At 60.0% G+C, this 16,434-nt stretch carries 13 protein-coding genes; 2 read left to right on the top strand and 11 right to left on the bottom strand.

The window, feature by feature from the left end:
* Positions 1-215: 215 nt before the first annotated feature.
* From MEB48_RS08805 to MEB48_RS08770, 8 genes are all read right to left on the bottom strand, one after another.
* Positions 216-1,826: an SPOR domain-containing protein gene (locus MEB48_RS08805; protein ID WP_237883732.1), complete on the bottom strand. Its 1,611-nt coding sequence runs from the start codon at positions 1,824-1,826 to the stop codon at positions 216-218.
* Between the two features lie 10 nt (positions 1,827-1,836).
* Positions 1,837-2,937, bottom strand: a complete 1,101-nt coding sequence (gene aroB / locus MEB48_RS08800; RefSeq protein WP_237883730.1) for a 3-dehydroquinate synthase — start codon at positions 2,935-2,937, stop codon at positions 1,837-1,839.
* Between the two features lie 151 nt (positions 2,938-3,088).
* A complete protein-coding gene (aroK, locus tag MEB48_RS08795) occupies positions 3,089-3,607 on the bottom strand; it encodes a shikimate kinase AroK (protein ID WP_033864863.1) in 519 nt (172 codons plus the stop codon).
* 4 nt (positions 3,608-3,611) lie between these two features.
* Positions 3,612-5,687, bottom strand: coding sequence for a type IV pilus secretin PilQ (gene pilQ / locus MEB48_RS08790; RefSeq protein WP_237883728.1), 2,076 nt, complete (start codon positions 5,685-5,687; stop codon positions 3,612-3,614).
* Between the two features lie 13 nt (positions 5,688-5,700).
* Positions 5,701-6,228 (bottom strand): pilus assembly protein PilP, encoded by a 528-nt coding sequence (locus MEB48_RS08785; protein WP_237883726.1) that lies wholly within the window; start codon positions 6,226-6,228, stop codon positions 5,701-5,703.
* On the bottom strand, positions 6,225-6,848 hold the full coding sequence (gene pilO, locus MEB48_RS08780; protein WP_237883724.1) for a type 4a pilus biogenesis protein PilO: 624 nt from the start codon (positions 6,846-6,848) through the stop codon (positions 6,225-6,227). The genes MEB48_RS08785 and pilO overlap by 4 nt, the downstream gene beginning before the upstream one ends.
* Complete coding sequence (locus MEB48_RS08775; RefSeq protein WP_237883722.1) at positions 6,845-7,411, bottom strand: PilN domain-containing protein; 567 nt, start codon at positions 7,409-7,411, stop codon at positions 6,845-6,847. Before MEB48_RS08775 ends, pilO begins: the two co-directional genes overlap by 4 nt.
* Positions 7,411-8,475: a pilus assembly protein PilM gene (locus tag MEB48_RS08770; RefSeq protein ID WP_237883720.1), complete on the bottom strand. Its 1,065-nt coding sequence runs from the start codon at positions 8,473-8,475 to the stop codon at positions 7,411-7,413. The genes MEB48_RS08775 and MEB48_RS08770 overlap by 1 nt, the downstream gene beginning before the upstream one ends.
* A 219-nt stretch (positions 8,476-8,694) precedes the next feature.
* On the opposite strand from MEB48_RS08770, the gene MEB48_RS08765 reads away from it, so the two are divergent.
* Positions 8,695-11,139: a penicillin-binding protein 1A gene (locus MEB48_RS08765; protein ID WP_442969074.1), complete on the top strand. Its 2,445-nt coding sequence runs from the start codon at positions 8,695-8,697 to the stop codon at positions 11,137-11,139.
* Between the two features lie 242 nt (positions 11,140-11,381).
* Here MEB48_RS08765 and MEB48_RS08760 read toward each other — a convergent pair whose 3' ends face one another.
* The 3 genes from MEB48_RS08760 to rpmE form a co-directional block, all read right to left on the bottom strand.
* Complete coding sequence (locus MEB48_RS08760) at positions 11,382-12,650, bottom strand: malic enzyme-like NAD(P)-binding protein (RefSeq protein WP_052965064.1); 1,269 nt, start codon at positions 12,648-12,650, stop codon at positions 11,382-11,384.
* A gap of 183 nt (positions 12,651-12,833) precedes the next feature.
* Positions 12,834-13,634, bottom strand: a complete 801-nt coding sequence (locus MEB48_RS08755) for a thermonuclease family protein (RefSeq protein ID WP_237883716.1) — start codon at positions 13,632-13,634, stop codon at positions 12,834-12,836.
* Between the two features lie 14 nt (positions 13,635-13,648).
* Positions 13,649-13,879 (bottom strand): 50S ribosomal protein L31, encoded by a 231-nt coding sequence (gene rpmE, locus MEB48_RS08750; RefSeq protein ID WP_077747612.1) that lies wholly within the window; start codon positions 13,877-13,879, stop codon positions 13,649-13,651.
* Between the two features lie 274 nt (positions 13,880-14,153).
* Between rpmE and MEB48_RS08745 the strand changes: the two genes are divergently transcribed.
* The gene (locus MEB48_RS08745; protein ID WP_237883714.1) at positions 14,154-16,373 is read left to right on the top strand and encodes a primosomal protein N'; all 2,220 of its coding nucleotides are present in this window, start codon (positions 14,154-14,156) and stop codon (positions 16,371-16,373) included.
* The last annotated feature ends 61 nt before the right edge of the window (positions 16,374-16,434 follow it).

Here is a 16,434-nt window from a genome sequence, read left to right as displayed (position 1 = left end):
CAAATTTGACGACGAAATGTCGCAAATCCATGTCGCATTTGTGAAAGGTTTAAAGCGATATGCTGTGCTAGTCAAAACTTTTTTAATTTTGACCGCAGCGACTCAAAGACTACTGTGACGCAGACACCACAAGGCACGCGGCCTGGAGAGGCGGCATGCGCTTGCAGAAATTTTGAGGTGCCGGGAGAGGCGGCCTGGGTAAGGCCGCCGAATCTTCAGCGAGTTGTTGCCAGTTCCTGTTGGACGCTGGCGACAGTGCGAGGCCAAGGTTTACCAGCCTGAACCTTCGCTGGCAAGGCCTTGATGGCGGTAACGGCTGCATCGCGGTTGGCGAAGCTACCGTAGGTGATGACGTAAAGCGGCTTGCCGTTGAGTACTTTCTTGAAATAACGGTACTCGCCGCCCTGCTCCTTGACGAAGCTTTGCGCGGCCGATTCGGAGCTGGTGCCGAGGATTTGCACTACGTAGTTACCCGGCGCCTGGCCTGCGTACCAGCTGCCACCGGCGGCTTTGGCCACGGTGACTGGCTTCTCGACAGGTTTGACGGCTGCAGCCGGCTTGGCGGGCGCTGGAGCCGGTTTGGCTACAGGTGCAGGCGCTGGCTTGGCTACAGGTGCAGGCACTGGCTTGGCTGTCGCGACCTGAGTCGGCGCTGGAACCGGTTTGACGGCAGGCGTTGGCGCCGGGCCCGGCTGGATACCCGCAGGCGGCGCAATCGTGGTCACGGTTGGCGGTGTAGCGCTGGAGCCTTCGACCGGCACGCCGTCGTCGCCTTCGGTGATACCCCCGGCCGCTTCGGCCAACGGACCACGCATGACCGGCTGCGAGTTGCCGACCAACGGCAACGGCATCGGTTGCGAATTACCGGCGAATTCCACGGCGGGAGCGCCATTGCTATCAGGTTGTGGCGCGCCCTGGCCCAGCGGCAATTGCGCCTGTTCGTTGGCAGGCGCGCCGGTGGTCGGTGCTTTGCTGCGACCCGGCATCAACCAGGCGGCGGCTACCGCGACCACGACAACGGCGGAAATCGCCAATACGTGTTTCTTCGGCATGTTGAACCCCATACTTGGACGCTTCACCGCTGAGCGGCTGGCAATCATTGCTTCGATCATCGCATCGCGGGCAACCTGGTTGATGGTGCCAGGCCAGCCGTCGGAGCTTTCGTGAATATCAGAGATCTGATCCGCGGTAAAAAGTTCGATACCCCGGCCGGCGCCCTCAAGACGCTGGTCCAGATATTCGCGGGTTTCTTCTTCGGTGTAGGGCTGCAATTCGATGACGTGAAAACGCTCTTCCTCGAGGCTCAGCGCGTCAAGCTGAGCAATCAGCGACGATTCGCCGAACAGGAACACGTGCGGGCGACCTTCCGGAGCACCCGAGGCCAAAGCCAGCAAGGCTTCCAGCGCAGATTCGTCGAGTTGCTCGGCATCATCCACCAGCAAATAGACTTCCTGCCCCGTGAGAGCAAGCTGCACCACTTGGGCCAGGATCGCGCCGATTTCGACTTGCTCGACGTTCAACGCCTGAGCCACCTGATACAGCAAACCGGCTGCATCGCCGGCGCCACGGGCGGAAACCACCACGCTCTGCACTGACTGTTTGTTGGTGCTGGCCACCAGGGCCTGACGCAACAGGGTTTTGCCGCTGCCTTGAGGGCCAGTGACCACCAGCAACAACTGGCTGTAACGGGCCAGATGATGCAGCTGACCCAGCACCGGTTTGCGCTGGGCCGGAAAAAATTTGAAGCCAGGCACCCGTGGAGCGAAAGGGTCATGACTTAACTGGTAATGGCCGAGGAAAGCCTCGTCGGCATGCAAACTAGTCATCGGGATCTTATTAACCTTTAAGCTGAGCCAGGGCGCGGTAATCCGCTCCCAGCGTGGCCTGTAAAATCTCTTTCGGATAATCGTCGGTCACCACTGCTTCGCCCATGTGGCGCAGCAGCACCAGGCGCAAACGACCGTCGATCACTTTCTTGTCAATTGCCATGTGTTCGAGAAAATCGGCTTCGGTCATTTCTTCCGGCGGGATGACCGGCAGGCCGGCACGCTGGAACAGGCGAATACCGCGATCACGCTCCTGCTCGCTGATCCAGCCCAGGCGCGCGGACATTTCCAAAGCCATTACGGTGCCAGCAGCGACTGCTTCACCATGAAGCCAGACACCATAGCCCATGTGGGTTTCGATCGCGTGGCCGAAGGTGTGACCCAGATTCAATGTGGCGCGCACGCCCGTCTCTTTCTCGTCGGCACCGACCACCGCAGCCTTGGCCGCGCAGGAACGTTCGATGGCGTAAGTCAGGGCGGTCTGGTCCAGCGCTCGCAGGCGATCGACGTTTTCTTCGAGCCAGGTCAGGAACGGCTCGTCGCAGATCAGCCCGTACTTGATGACTTCCGCCAGCCCGGCGGACAGTTCGCGGGGCGGCAGGGTGCTGAGGGTGGCGGTATCGATCAGCACCACATTGGGCTGATAGAAGGCGCCGACCATGTTCTTGCCCAATGGGTGATTGATCCCGGTCTTGCCGCCCACCGAGGAGTCGACTTGCGACAACAAAGTGGTCGGCACCTGGATGAAATCGACGCCACGCTGGTAGCAGGCGGCCGCGAAACCGGCCATGTCACCGATCACGCCGCCACCCAGGGCGATTACCGTAGTGCGGCGATCGTGCCGGGCAGTCAGCAGGCCGTCGAAAATCAGTTGCAGGGTTTCCCAGGTCTTGAAGGCTTCGCCGTCGGGCAGCACCACGGAAATTACCGAGAACTGCGCAAGACTGCGGGTCAGACGCTCGAGGTAGAGTGGCGCGACGGTCTCGTTGGAGATGATCGCTACTTGCCGCCCGCGGATATGCGGGGCCAGCAGCTCAGGCTGGTCCAACAAACCTTCGCCAATATGAATCGGGTAGCTGCGCTCGCCTAGATCGACCTTGAGTGTCTGCATGTGTCCCCACAGTGAAGATGGAATCAGGCATCCCTGCCTTGAGTTAACGAATTCCACGACGTCTGCTGGTGTGACGCCGTTCGGTAGCCAGCCGCCATAACCTTGAATGGCTGCGACAGGACGCCGAGGATAGCGCATTTCGCGCCGCGCATTAACGTGGAGGTAGCTGCTGCAAGCGTTCGAGGATGTCGAGCACCACCATCCGCGGTGGCCGCTCATCGGTTTCCACCACCAGGTCGGCGATTTCCCGATACAGCGGATCACGGATCGCCAGCAAGTCCCGCAGGGTCTTGGCCGGATCGGCAGTGCGCAACAGTGGCCGATTGCGGTCGCGAGCCGTTCGGCCGACCTGCTGCTCGACAGACGCATGCAGATACACCACCCGACCACCGGCGTGCAGCGCCCGCCGATTGGCTTCGCGCATGACCGCCCCGCCACCGGTCGCCAACACTACGCCGTCGAACGCGCACAGTTCGGCAATCATCGCCTCTTCGCGGTCACGAAAGCCCGGTTCGCCTTCCTTATCGAAAATCCACGGAATATTGGCGCCCGTGCGCAATTCAATTTCCTTATCGGAATCTTTGAACGGCAGGCGCAGCTCTTTGGCCAGCAAACGGCCGATGGTGCTTTTTCCAGCCCCCATCGGTCCAACAAGAATCAAATTTCGCACAGAATCAATGACTCACAGCAATCGCCTGATTGTTCATGATACGCGGAGTGAGAAATACCAGCAGCTCGGATTTTTTCTCCGAAACCACGTCACGCCGGAAAAGGCGGCCAAGATACGGCACATCACCGAGAAATGGCACCTTATCTACAACCTTGCTCTGAGTATTTGAGAAAACACCCCCAATAACGATGGTCTCGCCATCGTTGACCAGGACCTTGGCGTTGACCTCGTTTTTCTTGATCGGCGGCACGTCCTGCACTTTGTTCAGGTAGTCCGGTTCGTCCTTAGTGACTTTGACTTCCATGATGATGCGGTTGTCCGGCGTGATCTGCGGCGTCACTTCAAGGGACAGTGAGGCCTCCTTGAACGACACCGAGGTGGCGCCGCTGGAGCTGGCTTCCTGATAGGGAATCTCGGTGCCCTTGAGTATTTTCGCGGTTTCCTTGTCGGACGTGACCACCTTGGGCTGCGAGACGATTTCCCCGTTGCCGGTTTTCTCCATGGCCGAAAGCTCAAGGTCCAGCAGCACATTATCGGTAATGAAGGCGATGCCGATCCCCGAGGTATTGGCAGAGGCCCCCAGGTCAACGAAGGGCGAGTTGGTACTGGTGCTGCCCGGCGTACCGATGGTGGTCGAAGAGCCGTTGACCCCGGACGTATTCCAGTTGCCCTTCTGCACCGAACCACCCCAGCGTACGCCAAGACTTTTGTCGTAATCGACATTGGCCTCGACAATGCGCGCCTCGATCATCACCTGACGCACCGGAATATCCAGTTGCGCAACGATGCGACGCAGTTCGTCGAGCCGATCCTGAGTCTGGTAAGCAATGATGTTGTTGGTTCGCTCGTCAACAGTGATTGACCCTCTCTCGTCGATTTTCGCCTCGGCGCTGGTCACCGACTGGAACAGCTTGGCGATATCGGCGGCTTTGGCGTAGTTGACCTGCAACAGCTCGCGACGCAGAGGCGCCAGTTCAGCGATCTGCTTCTGCGACTCCAGTTCCTGGCGTTCCCGGGCAGCGATTTCATCGGCCGGCGCCACCAGCAGCACGTTGCCGATCTTGCGTTTATCCAGACCTTTGGTTTTCAACACCAGGTCCAGCGCCTGATCCCACGGCACATTCTGCAGGCGCAACGTGATGCCGCCCTGCACCGTGTCACTGGCCACCAGATTGAGGTTGGTGAAATCGGCGATCAGTTGCAGCACCGAGCGCACATCGATGTCCTGAAAATTCAGCGAGAGTTTTTCGCCGGTGTAGGCAAAGCGTTCGGCGTTGCGCTTGTGCAAGTCATCGACAGTCATCGGACGGATGCTGACGGTCAGTTTGTTGTCGGTCTGATAGGTCGAATAATCGAAGGCACCGCTGGGCTCGATACTGATAACAGCACGGTCGCCCGTGGCGCTGGCATTGACGAACTGCACCGGCGTGGCGAAATCCTTGACGTCGAGGCGCACACGCAACCGCTCAGGCAGTTGCGTCCTGGTGAAGCCGACGATGATTTTGCCCTCGCGTTCCTGAATGTCCGGGGCAATGGACGGATCCGACAGATCGATGACTACATTGCCCTCACCCTGAGTGCCGCGCTGGAAATCCACGCCCCGGATGGCTTTGCCCACGGGGGCATTGACTCTGGCGGGAGCTGGCGTCGCAGTGGCTGCACGCGGTGCGGGGGTGATCGGTCTGGATGCCTTGTTACCGGCCTCTTGCCCGACGACCACGAACAGAGTGTTGCCTTCGACGCGTGCGTTGTACGGGGTTAATTGAGTCAGGCTGATGATCAGCCGTGTGCGGTCCTTGGCCTCAACCACCGTGGCGCTGCGGGCATTGCCGCCACCCAGGTCCCGATTCTTGTTCGCCAGCTGACTGGTGACCCCCGGCAGATCCAGCGCAATCCGCGCCGGCTGTTCAGTCGTGTAACCGTGGGGCTGCGGCGGTGGCCCATCGAACGACAACTTCAACTCGACGCGGTCACCGGGTAGCGCGGCGACATCCAGCGCTTTGAGGTTGGCCGCCTGTACCATCGGCGACAGAAACGCTATCCATAGCGAAATACCGAAGGTTGAGAAAATCCTGTTCATTATTCGAGTTCCACTATGAGTGCTCTTTCAAAGGGATGGTTCGCGGCCGTTCCAGCCAGGCACCTTCGCCATCGGGAACGATTTCGACCACATCGACTTGCGAACCGCTGATGGCGACGATCCGTCCATCGTTACGCCCCAGGTAATCGCCGACTTTCAGCCGGTGCACGCCGCCCGCCCCGCGCAGCAGCGCAAAGGAGCCATTCGAATTGGAGATCGTGCCGACCATTTCAAATTGCTCGATGTTGAAACCTTCGAGGTACTGCTTGACCCGGCCGGGGTCGGGTTTGACGTTACGCGAGCCGTGCTTCTGCCCGGCCAGATCGACTCTGACCTGCCGGGAGAACGGGCTACGCAGGTTGACAGCGTTGTAGGTGAATGTCGGGTAAGACCGGAATGTCGGCGTTGGTTCAATCTTGCCGGGCGCACGCAGGCGCACTTCGTTCAAATAGGCATCCAGGTCGCTGAAGTCAGCGTCGCCGCCACAACCGGCCAGGATGACCAGACACATAACCATCGACAGGCAACGGATCGGGTTCATTTCTGCAACCCCTTGTCGTTGTATCGGTAGGTCTTGGCAAGGATGCTCATGCGCAACTTCTGACCGCCGTCGGGATTGGCCGGCGCCAGGTCGAAGTCATGCAGGGTGACGATCCGCGGCAGCCCGGCCACGCCGCTGACGAAAGTGGCCAGGTCGTGATAGGCGCCAGTGACGGTGATCTGGATAGGAAGCTCGATGTAGAACTGCTGGGTGACCTCCGGGAGCAGCTTGATTTCTTCGAACTCCAGGCCACTGCCCAGACCGGTGCGAGTGATGTCTTCCAGCAGGCCGGGCACTTCGGTGTCGCTGGGCAATTGCCGTAATAGCATGCCGAAGGAGTTCTCCATTTCCTTCATCTGCTGGGTATACAGCTCCAGATTCGCCGCCATATGGGCTTTGGTCGCGAATTGCTCCCTGAGCGTCGACTCTTCCTCGCGCCTGAGTTCCAGATGATTTTGCAGATCGCTGATCAAGAAGCTGTAGCCCAGGGCCAGCACCAGAACCATCAGCAGGACACTCGCCAGGACCTTGATCGCTGGAGGCCAGGACCCCATGTTGTTGGTGTCCAGATCGTTGATGTCGATCTGGCGCAACCCTTCAAACCATTCGGACAGTCTCATTTAGTGCCCCCCACAACGGCGGGCTGAGTCTGACGGACAGTCAATTGAAAAACATTGGCCTGATCCAGCTGACCGGCGGTGGTCGCTTTGACTTCCGTGAGATTGGGCGCATCGAACCAGTCGGACGCATCAAGATTGCGCATTAGATCCGAAACACGATTGTTGGACTCAGCCGCGCCGGTGATGGACAACGTCTTGCCGACCATTTTCACTTCGGTGAAATAAACGCCGTCCGGCAAAGTACGCGCCAACTGATCGAAAATCCTCCCGCTGATCGGCCGGTTTCCTTGCAGGTCCTGAATAATGCGCATGCGTTCGACGAGTTGCTGTCGGCGGGCCTTCAGGTCGCTGATCTGTTTGATCCGCTCATCGACCACCGTAATCTGCTTGCCGATGTAATCGTTACGGGCGACTTGCCGACTAATGGCGCCGTTAATGACCTGGTCCGCAATCAGCAGCGCGCCCACCGCCCCCACCAGCACACCGACCAACGCCAGCAAAAAGCGTTTGCGACGCCCTTCACGCAACTCTTCACGCCAGGGTAAAAGATTGATCCGCGCCATCAGTCGAAACTCCTGAGGGCCAGCCCGCAGGCGATCATCAATGCCGGGGCATCGCTCGCCAAGGCACCGGCGTTGACCTTGCTGCTCAGGGTCATGTCGGAGAATGGATTGGCGACCAAGGTCGGCGTACCCAGTCGCTGCTCGATCAATCGCTCCAGCCCTGGGACCGAGGCGGTGCCGCCGGCCAGGAGGATGTGATCGACCGAGTTGTACTGGCCGGAGGCAAAGAAAAATTGCAATGAGCGCGACACCTGTTGCACCAATGCATCACGAAACGGCTGCAAGACCTCGCTGACATAATCGTCCGGCAAGCCGCCCTGCTTCTTCGCCAGCCCGGCCTGCTCGACGGTCAGGCCATAACGACGCTGGATCTCTTCCGTCAGTTGACGGCCGCCGAACAATTGTTCGCGGGTGTAGATGATCCGCCCGTTGTGCAGCACGCTCAGGGTGGTCATGGTGGCGCCGATGTCGACCACCGCCACGGTCAGACGCTCCTGAGAAGCGGCCAACTGGGTTGCCAGCAGGCCAAACGATCGCTCCAGCGCATAGGCTTCGACATCGACCACGCGCGCAGTCAACCCGGCCAGAGCCAGGGCCGCTTCGCGGACCTCGACGTTTTCCTTGCGACACGCAGCCAGCAGCACATTGACCCGCTCGGGGTTGCGCGCCGACATGCCCTGCACTTCGAAGTCGATCGCCACCTCATCCAGTGGATAAGGAATGTACTGATCAGCCTCGATCTTCAGCTGGTTTTCCATCTCGTCGTCGGAAAGACCGGCGTCCATCTCGATGGTCTTGGTGATCACCGCCGAACCGGCCACAGCCACGGCAACGTTCCTGAGGCTGGTTTTGGCCTTGGACAGCACGCGCGCAAGAGCCTGACCCACGCCTTCGAGCTCGGCGATATTTTTCTCGACCACGGCACTGGCGGGCAGCGGTTCGACCGCATAGGCCTCAACCCGATAGCGATCGCCCTGGCGACTTAGCTCCAATAGCTTCACCGACGTGGAGCTGATGTCGATCCCCAGAAGCGTATTGGCTTTTTTATTGAAGAGTCCTAGCACTACCAATTCCCTATGACTATCCGTGAGTTACGGACTCTGTAATATCCATTGCGTTCAATACCCCCCGTCTTGACAGAAGCGCAAATGACGCCCCCGACGGAAAAATGCTTATAATACCGAGCGTTTTTTTCCGCTTTCACTGCAAGCGCGGGTCATTCTCTGTATAGCCTGAAACCTGATGCCTAATTCATTCTTTGCCCTGGATACCCAAAAGCCTTGATTCGTCTGCTGAAATTTTTCGGTTGGTCCATCGTCGCCGTTTTCTGCGGACTGCTTCTGGGTCTGAGTGGCGCCTTTCTTTACCTTAGCCCCGGATTGCCATCCGTGGAGGCGCTGAGAAGCATTCAGTTGCAGATTCCATTGCGGGTTTACAGCAGCGACAACAAATTGATCGCAGAATTTGGCGAAATGCGCCGTACTCCGATCCGTTTCGCCGACATTCCCCCAAATTTCATTAATGCGTTACTAAGTGCTGAAGACGACAATTTCGCCAACCACTATGGCGTCGATCCCAGCAGCCTGATGCGTGCCGCCACCCAACTGGTAAAAAGCGGACACATTCAATCCGGCGGCAGCACCATCACCATGCAGGTGGCGAAAAACTTCTTCCTGACCAGCGAACGTAGCTTCTCGCGCAAAACCACCGAAATCCTTCTGGCACTGCAGATCGAACGGCAGCTGACCAAGGACGAAATCCTCGAGCTGTACGTCAACAAGATCTACCTGGGCAACCGCGCCTACGGCATCGAGGCAGCGGCGCAGGTCTATTACGGCAAATCGATTCGTGACGTCAGCCTGGCGCAGATGGCAATGATTGCCGGCCTGCCAAAAGCCCCGTCGCGTTTCAACCCGCTGGCCAACCCGACCCGCAGCAAGGAGCGTCGCGACTGGATCCTGGGGCGCATGTACAAGCTCGGCAAGATCACCGAAGCCGACTACACCACCGCGATCAATGAGCCGCTGAACGCCAGCTATCATGTACCGACCCCGGAAGTGAACGCACCGTACGTCGCCGAAATGGCCCGTGCCGAAATGGTGGGCCGCTATGGCAGCGATGCGTACACCGAAGGTTTCCGTGTCACCACCACGGTGCCGAGCGATTTGCAGGAGATGGCCAACACCGCGGTTCACGAAGGCTTGATGACCTACGATCAACGGCATGGTTATCGCGGCCCCGAATCACGCCTGCCGGGTAAAACCCGAGAGGCCTGGACACAGGAGTTGACCAAACAGCGAATCATCAGCGGTCTGGAACCGGCGATCGTGACCCAGGTCGACAAGAACGGCGTGCAGGTGTTGACCCGCACGGGCACCGGCGAAGAGCACGTCGCCTGGGACACCATGAAGTGGGCTCGTCCGTTCCTGAACACCAACAGCATGGGCGCCAATCCGAAGCAGCCGTCGGATGTCGCGCAGGTCGGTGATCTGATTCGCGTACAGCGTCAACCAGACAATTCACTCAAATTCAGCCAGATTCCACAGGCCCAGGGCGCACTGGTTTCCCTTGACCCGCAGAACGGTGCCATTCGTTCACTGGTCGGCGGTTTCGCCTTCGAGCAGAGCAACTACAACCGCGCCATGCAGGCCAAGCGTCAGCCGGGTTCGAGCTTCAAGCCGTTCGTCTACAGCGCCGCCCTGGACAATGGCTATACCGCCGCCAGTCTGGTGAACGACGCACCAATCGTGTTCGTCGACGAGTATCTGGACAAGGTCTGGCGTCCGAAGAACGACACCAACACCTTCCTCGGCCCGATTCGCATGCGTGAAGCGCTCTACAAATCGCGCAACCTGGTATCGATCCGTCTGCTGCAAGCGTTGGGTGTCGACCGCACCATCGACTACATCAGCAAGTTCGGCTTTAACAAGCAGGACCTGCCGCGCAACCTGTCCCTGGCGCTGGGCACCGCGACGTTGACCCCAATGGAAATCGCCACTGGCTGGGCTACATTCGCTAACGGCGGCTACAAGATCACCCCATACATCATCGATAAAATCGAAAGCCGCAACGGCGACACGCTATTCGTCGCCAACCCGCCGAGCGTTCCAAAAGGCGCCGTCGTCAGCGATGGCATCGCCGTGCCGGCCTCCAATACCTTCACGGTCAACGCCACTCCAGGCGAAGCACCGAGCACCCAGCCAGTGCCACAAACGCCAGCCGTGGCCGAACGTATCGTCGATGGGCGCACCACCTACATCCTCAACAGCATGCTCGAGGACGTGATCAAACTCGGCACCGGCCGCCGTGCGCTGGCCCTGGGTCGCAGCGACATCGCGGGCAAGACCGGCACCACCAACGAATCCAAGGACGCCTGGTTCTCCGGCTATAACGCCGATTACGTAACCACCGTCTGGACTGGCTTCGATCAACCGGAAAGCCTGGGCAAACGCGAGTTCGGCGGCACCGTCGCCCTGCCGATCTGGATGAACTACATGGCTGCTGCCCTCAAGGACAAGCCGCCGCATACCCAGCCAGAGCCGGAAGGCATCCTCAGCCTGCGAGTCGACCCGGTCAGCGGCCGTGCAGCTACTCCAGGCACGCCAGGCGCCTACTTCGAACTGTTCAAGGCCGAAGACACGCCACCGTCGGTGAGCGAACTGGGCAACGGCAATGTGCCGGGCAGCCCGCTGCCCGCGGATGAAGCGGCGCCGATCGATTTGTTCTGATCGCGCAGCGACACCAAAAAGCCCCGCCTTCGAAAGAAGAGCGGGGCTTTTTTGACCTGCCGATCGTTCCCACGCTCTGCGTGGGAATGCAGCCCGGGACGCTCCGCGTCCCTTTCTAGAGCTGGAACGCGGAGCGTCCCTTGAGGCATTCCCACGCAGAGCGTGGGAACGATCAACCCTCAGATACAAAAAAGCCCCGACTCAGAGCGAGCCGGGGCTTTTGGCTGAAGCGCTACAACGGCTTAGCCGTTGAACACGTCATCCACGCTTTTCAGCGGGTAGTTCTTCGGATACGGCAGGGTCGCCACACCGGTCTCGATCGCAGCCTTGGCCACGGCATCGGAGATCAGGGTGATCAGACGGGCATCCATTGGTTTCGGAATGATGTACTCACGACCGAATTCCAGTTTGATGCCGCCGTAGGCGTCGCACACTTCCTGAGGCACTGGCAGCTTGGCCAGTTCACGCAGGGCGTTGGCGGCCGCCACTTTCATTTCTTCGTTGATGCGCTTGGCGCGAACGTCCAAGGCACCACGGAAGATGAACGGGAAGCCCAGTACGTTGTTGACCTGGTTCGGGTAGTCCGAACGGCCGGTGGCCATGATCACGTCGTTACGGGTGGCGTGGGCCAGTTCCGGGGCGATTTCCGGATCCGGGTTCGAGCACGCGAACACGATCGGGTTGGCCGCCATGGATTTCAGGCCTTCAGCGCTCAGCAGGTTCGGGCCGGACAAGCCAACGAACACGTCAGCGCCTTCCAGCGCGTCAGCCAGGGTGCGCTTCTCGGTCGCGTGAGCGAACACAGCCTTGTACTGGTTCAGGTCGTCACGGCCGGAATGGATCACGCCGGTACGGTCAACCATGTAGATGTTTTCGATGTTGGCGCCCATGCTCACCAGCAATTTCATGCAGGAGATGGCAGCCGCACCGGCGCCCAGGCAAACGATTTTGGCGTCAGCCAGGGTTTTGCCAGCGATTTCCAGGGCGTTGATCATGCCGGCCGCAGTAACGATTGCGGTGCCGTGCTGGTCATCGTGGAATACCGGAATGTCGCACTGCTCGATCAGAGCGCGTTCGATCTCAAAGCACTCAGGCGCCTTGATGTCTTCCAGGTTGATGCCACCGAAGGTGATGGAGATACGCTTGACGGTGTCGATAAAGGCTTGCGGGCTTTCGGAGTCGACTTCGATGTCGAACACGTCGATACCGGCGAAGCGCTTGAACAGCACGCCCTTACCTTCCATAACCGGCTTGGAGGCCAATGGGCCGAGGTTACCCAGGCCGAGAATCGCGGTGCCATCGGAAATGACTGCAACCAGGTTGCCTTTGCCGGTGTATTTGTAGGCCAGTTCAGGATCGCGGGCGATTTCGCGTACTGGTTCGGCTACGCCGGGGCTATAGGCCAGCGACAGGTCGCGGGCGGTAGCGGTGGCCTTGGTGAGCTCGACACTCAGCTTCCCTGGACGGGGATGGGCATGATATTCGAGAGCGGCAGTTTTCAGATCAGACATAGGGGCATTCCGCTTTTTACTGTTGGACAGACGGACCGCCGAGGATACTCGCCTCGCAAAGCCCCCACAAGACTGACCAGTCACCCCTGTCAAGCGCTCGACCCTACGACTTTGGGCCAAGAGCCACGGAACACAAGGGGTAGACTGTTCACAATCAACAGAACAAATGTCTACAATTTTTTCTTATGGCGCCGCCTGCAACATCGCCGGATCGGTCAGCGGCAGAAGCCAGCGCGCCTGACCCGGCTGCAGACCGCCCCGGCGCGAACGATCCACTACCCAGCCTCGAGCCTCGATTTGCTTGCCTTTGAGCTGTTCAAGTGACGCGACATCGAACTGGCCTAGCAGATTGGGTGCAACCCGCAATACAACCGAATCCTGCAACTCGATCCAAATCCCGCCGCGATTGCGCTGAACCTTGCTCACACGACCACTGAGCACGGCGAAACCGGAAACGCTGATCTGCTCCGCTTTCAGTACAGGTGATTGGCGCCACAACCCGAGGCCGGCCTGACGGGCACTGCGTTCCGCCACTTGCTGGCAACCGACCAAATCGACATTCGGCGCCACCGCCACCTGAAAACCGAGACCCTCGGCGAGCATCTGCGCTTCGAAGTTGGCACCATCAACGCCGTAGACATGCGCCAGAGTGCGACCGTAATGGTCCTTACTTTCTTTACCCGGCAGCAAACCGACCTGCCCGTCGCTGGCAGCCACCAGCGCCTCAAGGCGCTTGCGCGCGGCCACGGCGAACGGCTCGTCGGAACGGCCCTGTTTGCCCAGCTCAGGCGTATTCAAACCAATCATGCGCACGCTACGACCATCGCGCAGACGCAAGGTGTCACCATCCACTACCCGCTGCACCGCGACCGACGTCAGCCCGCTCGGCGCCGGGCAGAAGGCTTGGGCAGCGGAAAGCCAAATCGCGGACACAAAAAAGGCGCCCGCGAGGGACGCCTTTTTCATCAGCAAGGAAAAGCCCATCGGGCTCTTCAACCTTACTCTGCAGCAGCTGGAGCTTTCTTGCCGAAAGCGCCGAAACGGTCTGCGAAGCGCTGTACACGACCGCCAGTATCCAGAGTCTTCTGCTTACCGGTGTAGAACGGGTGGCACTCGTTGCATACGTCGATCGGCAGTGCTTTGCCGAAAGTCGAACGAGTTTCAAACTTGTTGCCACAGCTGCAAGTAACAGCAATGACTGGGTAATCTGGATGGATATCGGCTTTCATGGTGTATTCCTCAGGCTAGCGTGCCGCCACCCAACACTATTGTTGAATACCGCACGTAATTAGGCCGCGGATTCTACCAGACAATCCCGATCACGCAAGCTGTCCCTTACACCGACCGTCTGCTAGGCTCCCGGCCCTAAGCGCACCACTGTAGGAGCGAGCTTGCTCGCGAAAGCGTCGTGTCAGATGACATAAATGCCGGCTGACACAGCCTCTTCGCCTCGCTCCTACAGGTCACGCGCTCTCTTTATTTCCGCTTATCGAGATCCCCCGCGTGCCCGACGCCATTCTGCGCCTCGCCCTGCCTTCGCCCCTGCGCCGCCTGTTCGACTACCGCGCGCCGGCCGGAGTCCTGCGTGCCCAGTTGCATCCGGGCATGCGCTTGCGGGTGCCATTCGGTCGACGGGAGATGATCGGGATTCTGGTGGAAATCACCGACCACAGTGAAGTCCCGACGGAAAAACTCAAACCGGCCCTGGCGCTGCTCGATGCCGTACCACCGCTACCGCCCGCGCTGTTCAAGCTGTGTCTGTGGACTTCCCAGTATTACCAGCACAGCCTCGGCGACACGTTGAGCTGGGCGCTACCGGTATTATTGCGTCAGGGTGAACTGGCCGAAGCTCGTCAGGAGCGCTTCTGGTCCGCCGCGCCCGGCGCCAGCCTCGATGATCCGCGCATTGCCCGCGCACCGCGACAGCGTGAAGCCCTGGCGACCCTGGCCCAGCATCCCCACGGCGTCGCGCATCAACTGCTGAGCAAATTGAGGCTGAGCAAGGACAGCCTCGATCTGTTGCTGGCCAAGGATCTGGTGCAGGTAGACATCCGCAAGCACGCGCCCGGAGTGCGCCACGAACACTGGCTGGCGCAACCGGAATTGCCGCTCAACCCGGAGCAGCGCGCCGCTTACGAGGCGATTCGCTCCGGGTTCGACCGTTATCACGCGTTCCTGCTGGCCGGCGTCACCGGCAGCGGCAAGACCGAAGTCTATTTACAACTGATCCGCGAAACGCTCGAGGCCGGCAAGCAAGCCCTGGTGCTGATCCCGGAGATCAACCTCGGCCCGCAAACCCTGGCGCGCTTCGAGCAGCGCTTCAATGCGCGCATCGCGCTGATCCACTCCGCCGTCAATGACCGCGAACGCCTGGAAGCCTGGCTGGCGGCACGGGATGGCGAGGCCGACATTATTATCGGTACCCGTTCGGCCCTGTTCACGCCGATGAAGAACCCCGGCCTGATCATCATCGATGAAGAGCACGACGGCTCCTATAAACAGCAGGAAGGCCTGCGCTACCACGCCCGCGACCTGGCACTGGTTCGCGCCCGGCAGGAAAACATTCCGATTGTCCTCGGATCCGCTACACCTTCGCTGGAAAGCCTGCAAAACGCCTACACCGGTCGTTACGGCCTCTTACGCCTGAATGAGCGCGCCGGTGGCGCCAAGCAACCGCGCTTTCTGCGCCTGGACGTGAAAAGTCGCCCGCTGGACAGCGGCATTTCCGGGCCGATGCAGCAAGCCATCGGTCAGACCCTGGCCGCCGGCCAGCAGGTGCTGGTGTTCCTCAATCGCCGAGGGTTCGCACCCACCCTACTCTGCCACGACTGCGGCTGGATGTCCGAGTGCAAGCGCTGCGATGCGCGGATGACTGTGCACCAGCGCTCAGGCGAACTGCGTTGTCACCATTGCGGCGAAGTCGAGCGGGTGCCCCGCCATTGCCCGAAATGCGGCAAAGTCGATTTGCGCCCCGTGGGCGCTGGCACCGAACGCGCCGAAGAACGCTTGGGGATTCTGTTTCCGGACGTGCCGGTGCTACGAGTCGACCGCGACAGTACTTCACGCAAAGATGCGATGAATCAACTGTTCGCCACCATTCAGAAAGGCCAGCCGTGCATTCTGATCGGCACGCAGATGCTTGCCAAAGGACACCACTTTCCACGGGTGACCCTGGTGTCGATTCTCGATGCCGACGGTGGACTGTTCTCTGGCGATTTCCGTGCCAGCGAACGCATGGCGCAGCTGATCGTCCAAGTCGCCGGGCGCGCGGGGCGGGCCGAAGAGCCGGGCAAAGTGATCATCCAGACGCACCTGGCGGACCATCCACTGCTGGTGCAACTGACCGAACAGGGCTATTTCGCCTTTGCCGAACAGGCGTTGAGCGAACGCCGCTCCGCAGGGCTGCCGCCGTTTGCGCATCTCGCACTGCTGCGGGCCGAAGCGCATAAACCGGGGCAGGCCGAAGGCTTCCTCGATGAAGCCTGCAGCGAGGCCGAGCGTTTGCTGGCCGAGCAGCATCTGACCGGTATCGAGTTGCTGGGGCCGGTGCCGGCGCCGATGGAGCGTCGAGCCGGGCGTTACCGCGCACAGTTGTTGCTGCAAGCCACGGCCCGGGCGCCGCTGCATCGATTGCTGAGCAGTTGGTTGCTGGTTTTGGAGCAGATGCCGAGTGGGCGGGCGGTGCGTTGGTCGCTGGATGTCGACCCGGTCGATTTGTATTGATTTAGAGATCGCCTTCGCGGGCAAGCCTCGCTCCTACAGGGATCACGCAAATCTCTGTAGG

Origin of the sequence: Pseudomonas sp. PGPR40 (assembly GCF_022014505.1) — a bacterium.
GTDB lineage: Bacteria > Pseudomonadota > Gammaproteobacteria > Pseudomonadales > Pseudomonadaceae > Aquipseudomonas.
Note: the sequence above shows the minus strand (reverse complement) of the source record. Positions and strands in the feature narration are given on the sequence as shown.

Excerpts from the sequence above, each read along its gene's own strand:
- MEB48_RS08805 (WP_237883732.1), bottom strand. The coding sequence starts at position 1,826 with ATGACTAGTTTGCATGCCGACGAGGCTTTCCTCGGCCATTACCAGTTA.
- aroB (WP_237883730.1), bottom strand. The coding sequence starts at position 2,937 with ATGCAGACACTCAAGGTCGATCTAGGCGAGCGCAGCTACCCGATTCAT.
- pilQ (WP_237883728.1), bottom strand. The coding sequence starts at position 5,687 with ATGAACAGGATTTTCTCAACCTTCGGTATTTCGCTATGGATAGCGTTT.
- MEB48_RS08785 (WP_237883726.1), bottom strand. The coding sequence starts at position 6,228 with ATGAACCCGATCCGTTGCCTGTCGATGGTTATGTGTCTGGTCATCCTG.
- pilO (WP_237883724.1), bottom strand. The coding sequence starts at position 6,848 with ATGAGACTGTCCGAATGGTTTGAAGGGTTGCGCCAGATCGACATCAAC.
- MEB48_RS08775 (WP_237883722.1), bottom strand. The coding sequence starts at position 7,411 with ATGGCGCGGATCAATCTTTTACCCTGGCGTGAAGAGTTGCGTGAAGGG.
- MEB48_RS08760 (WP_052965064.1), bottom strand. The coding sequence starts at position 12,650 with ATGTCTGATCTGAAAACTGCCGCTCTCGAATATCATGCCCATCCCCGT.
- MEB48_RS08755 (WP_237883716.1), bottom strand. The coding sequence starts at position 13,634 with ATGGGCTTTTCCTTGCTGATGAAAAAGGCGTCCCTCGCGGGCGCCTTT.
- rpmE (WP_077747612.1), bottom strand. The coding sequence starts at position 13,879 with ATGAAAGCCGATATCCATCCAGATTACCCAGTCATTGCTGTTACTTGC.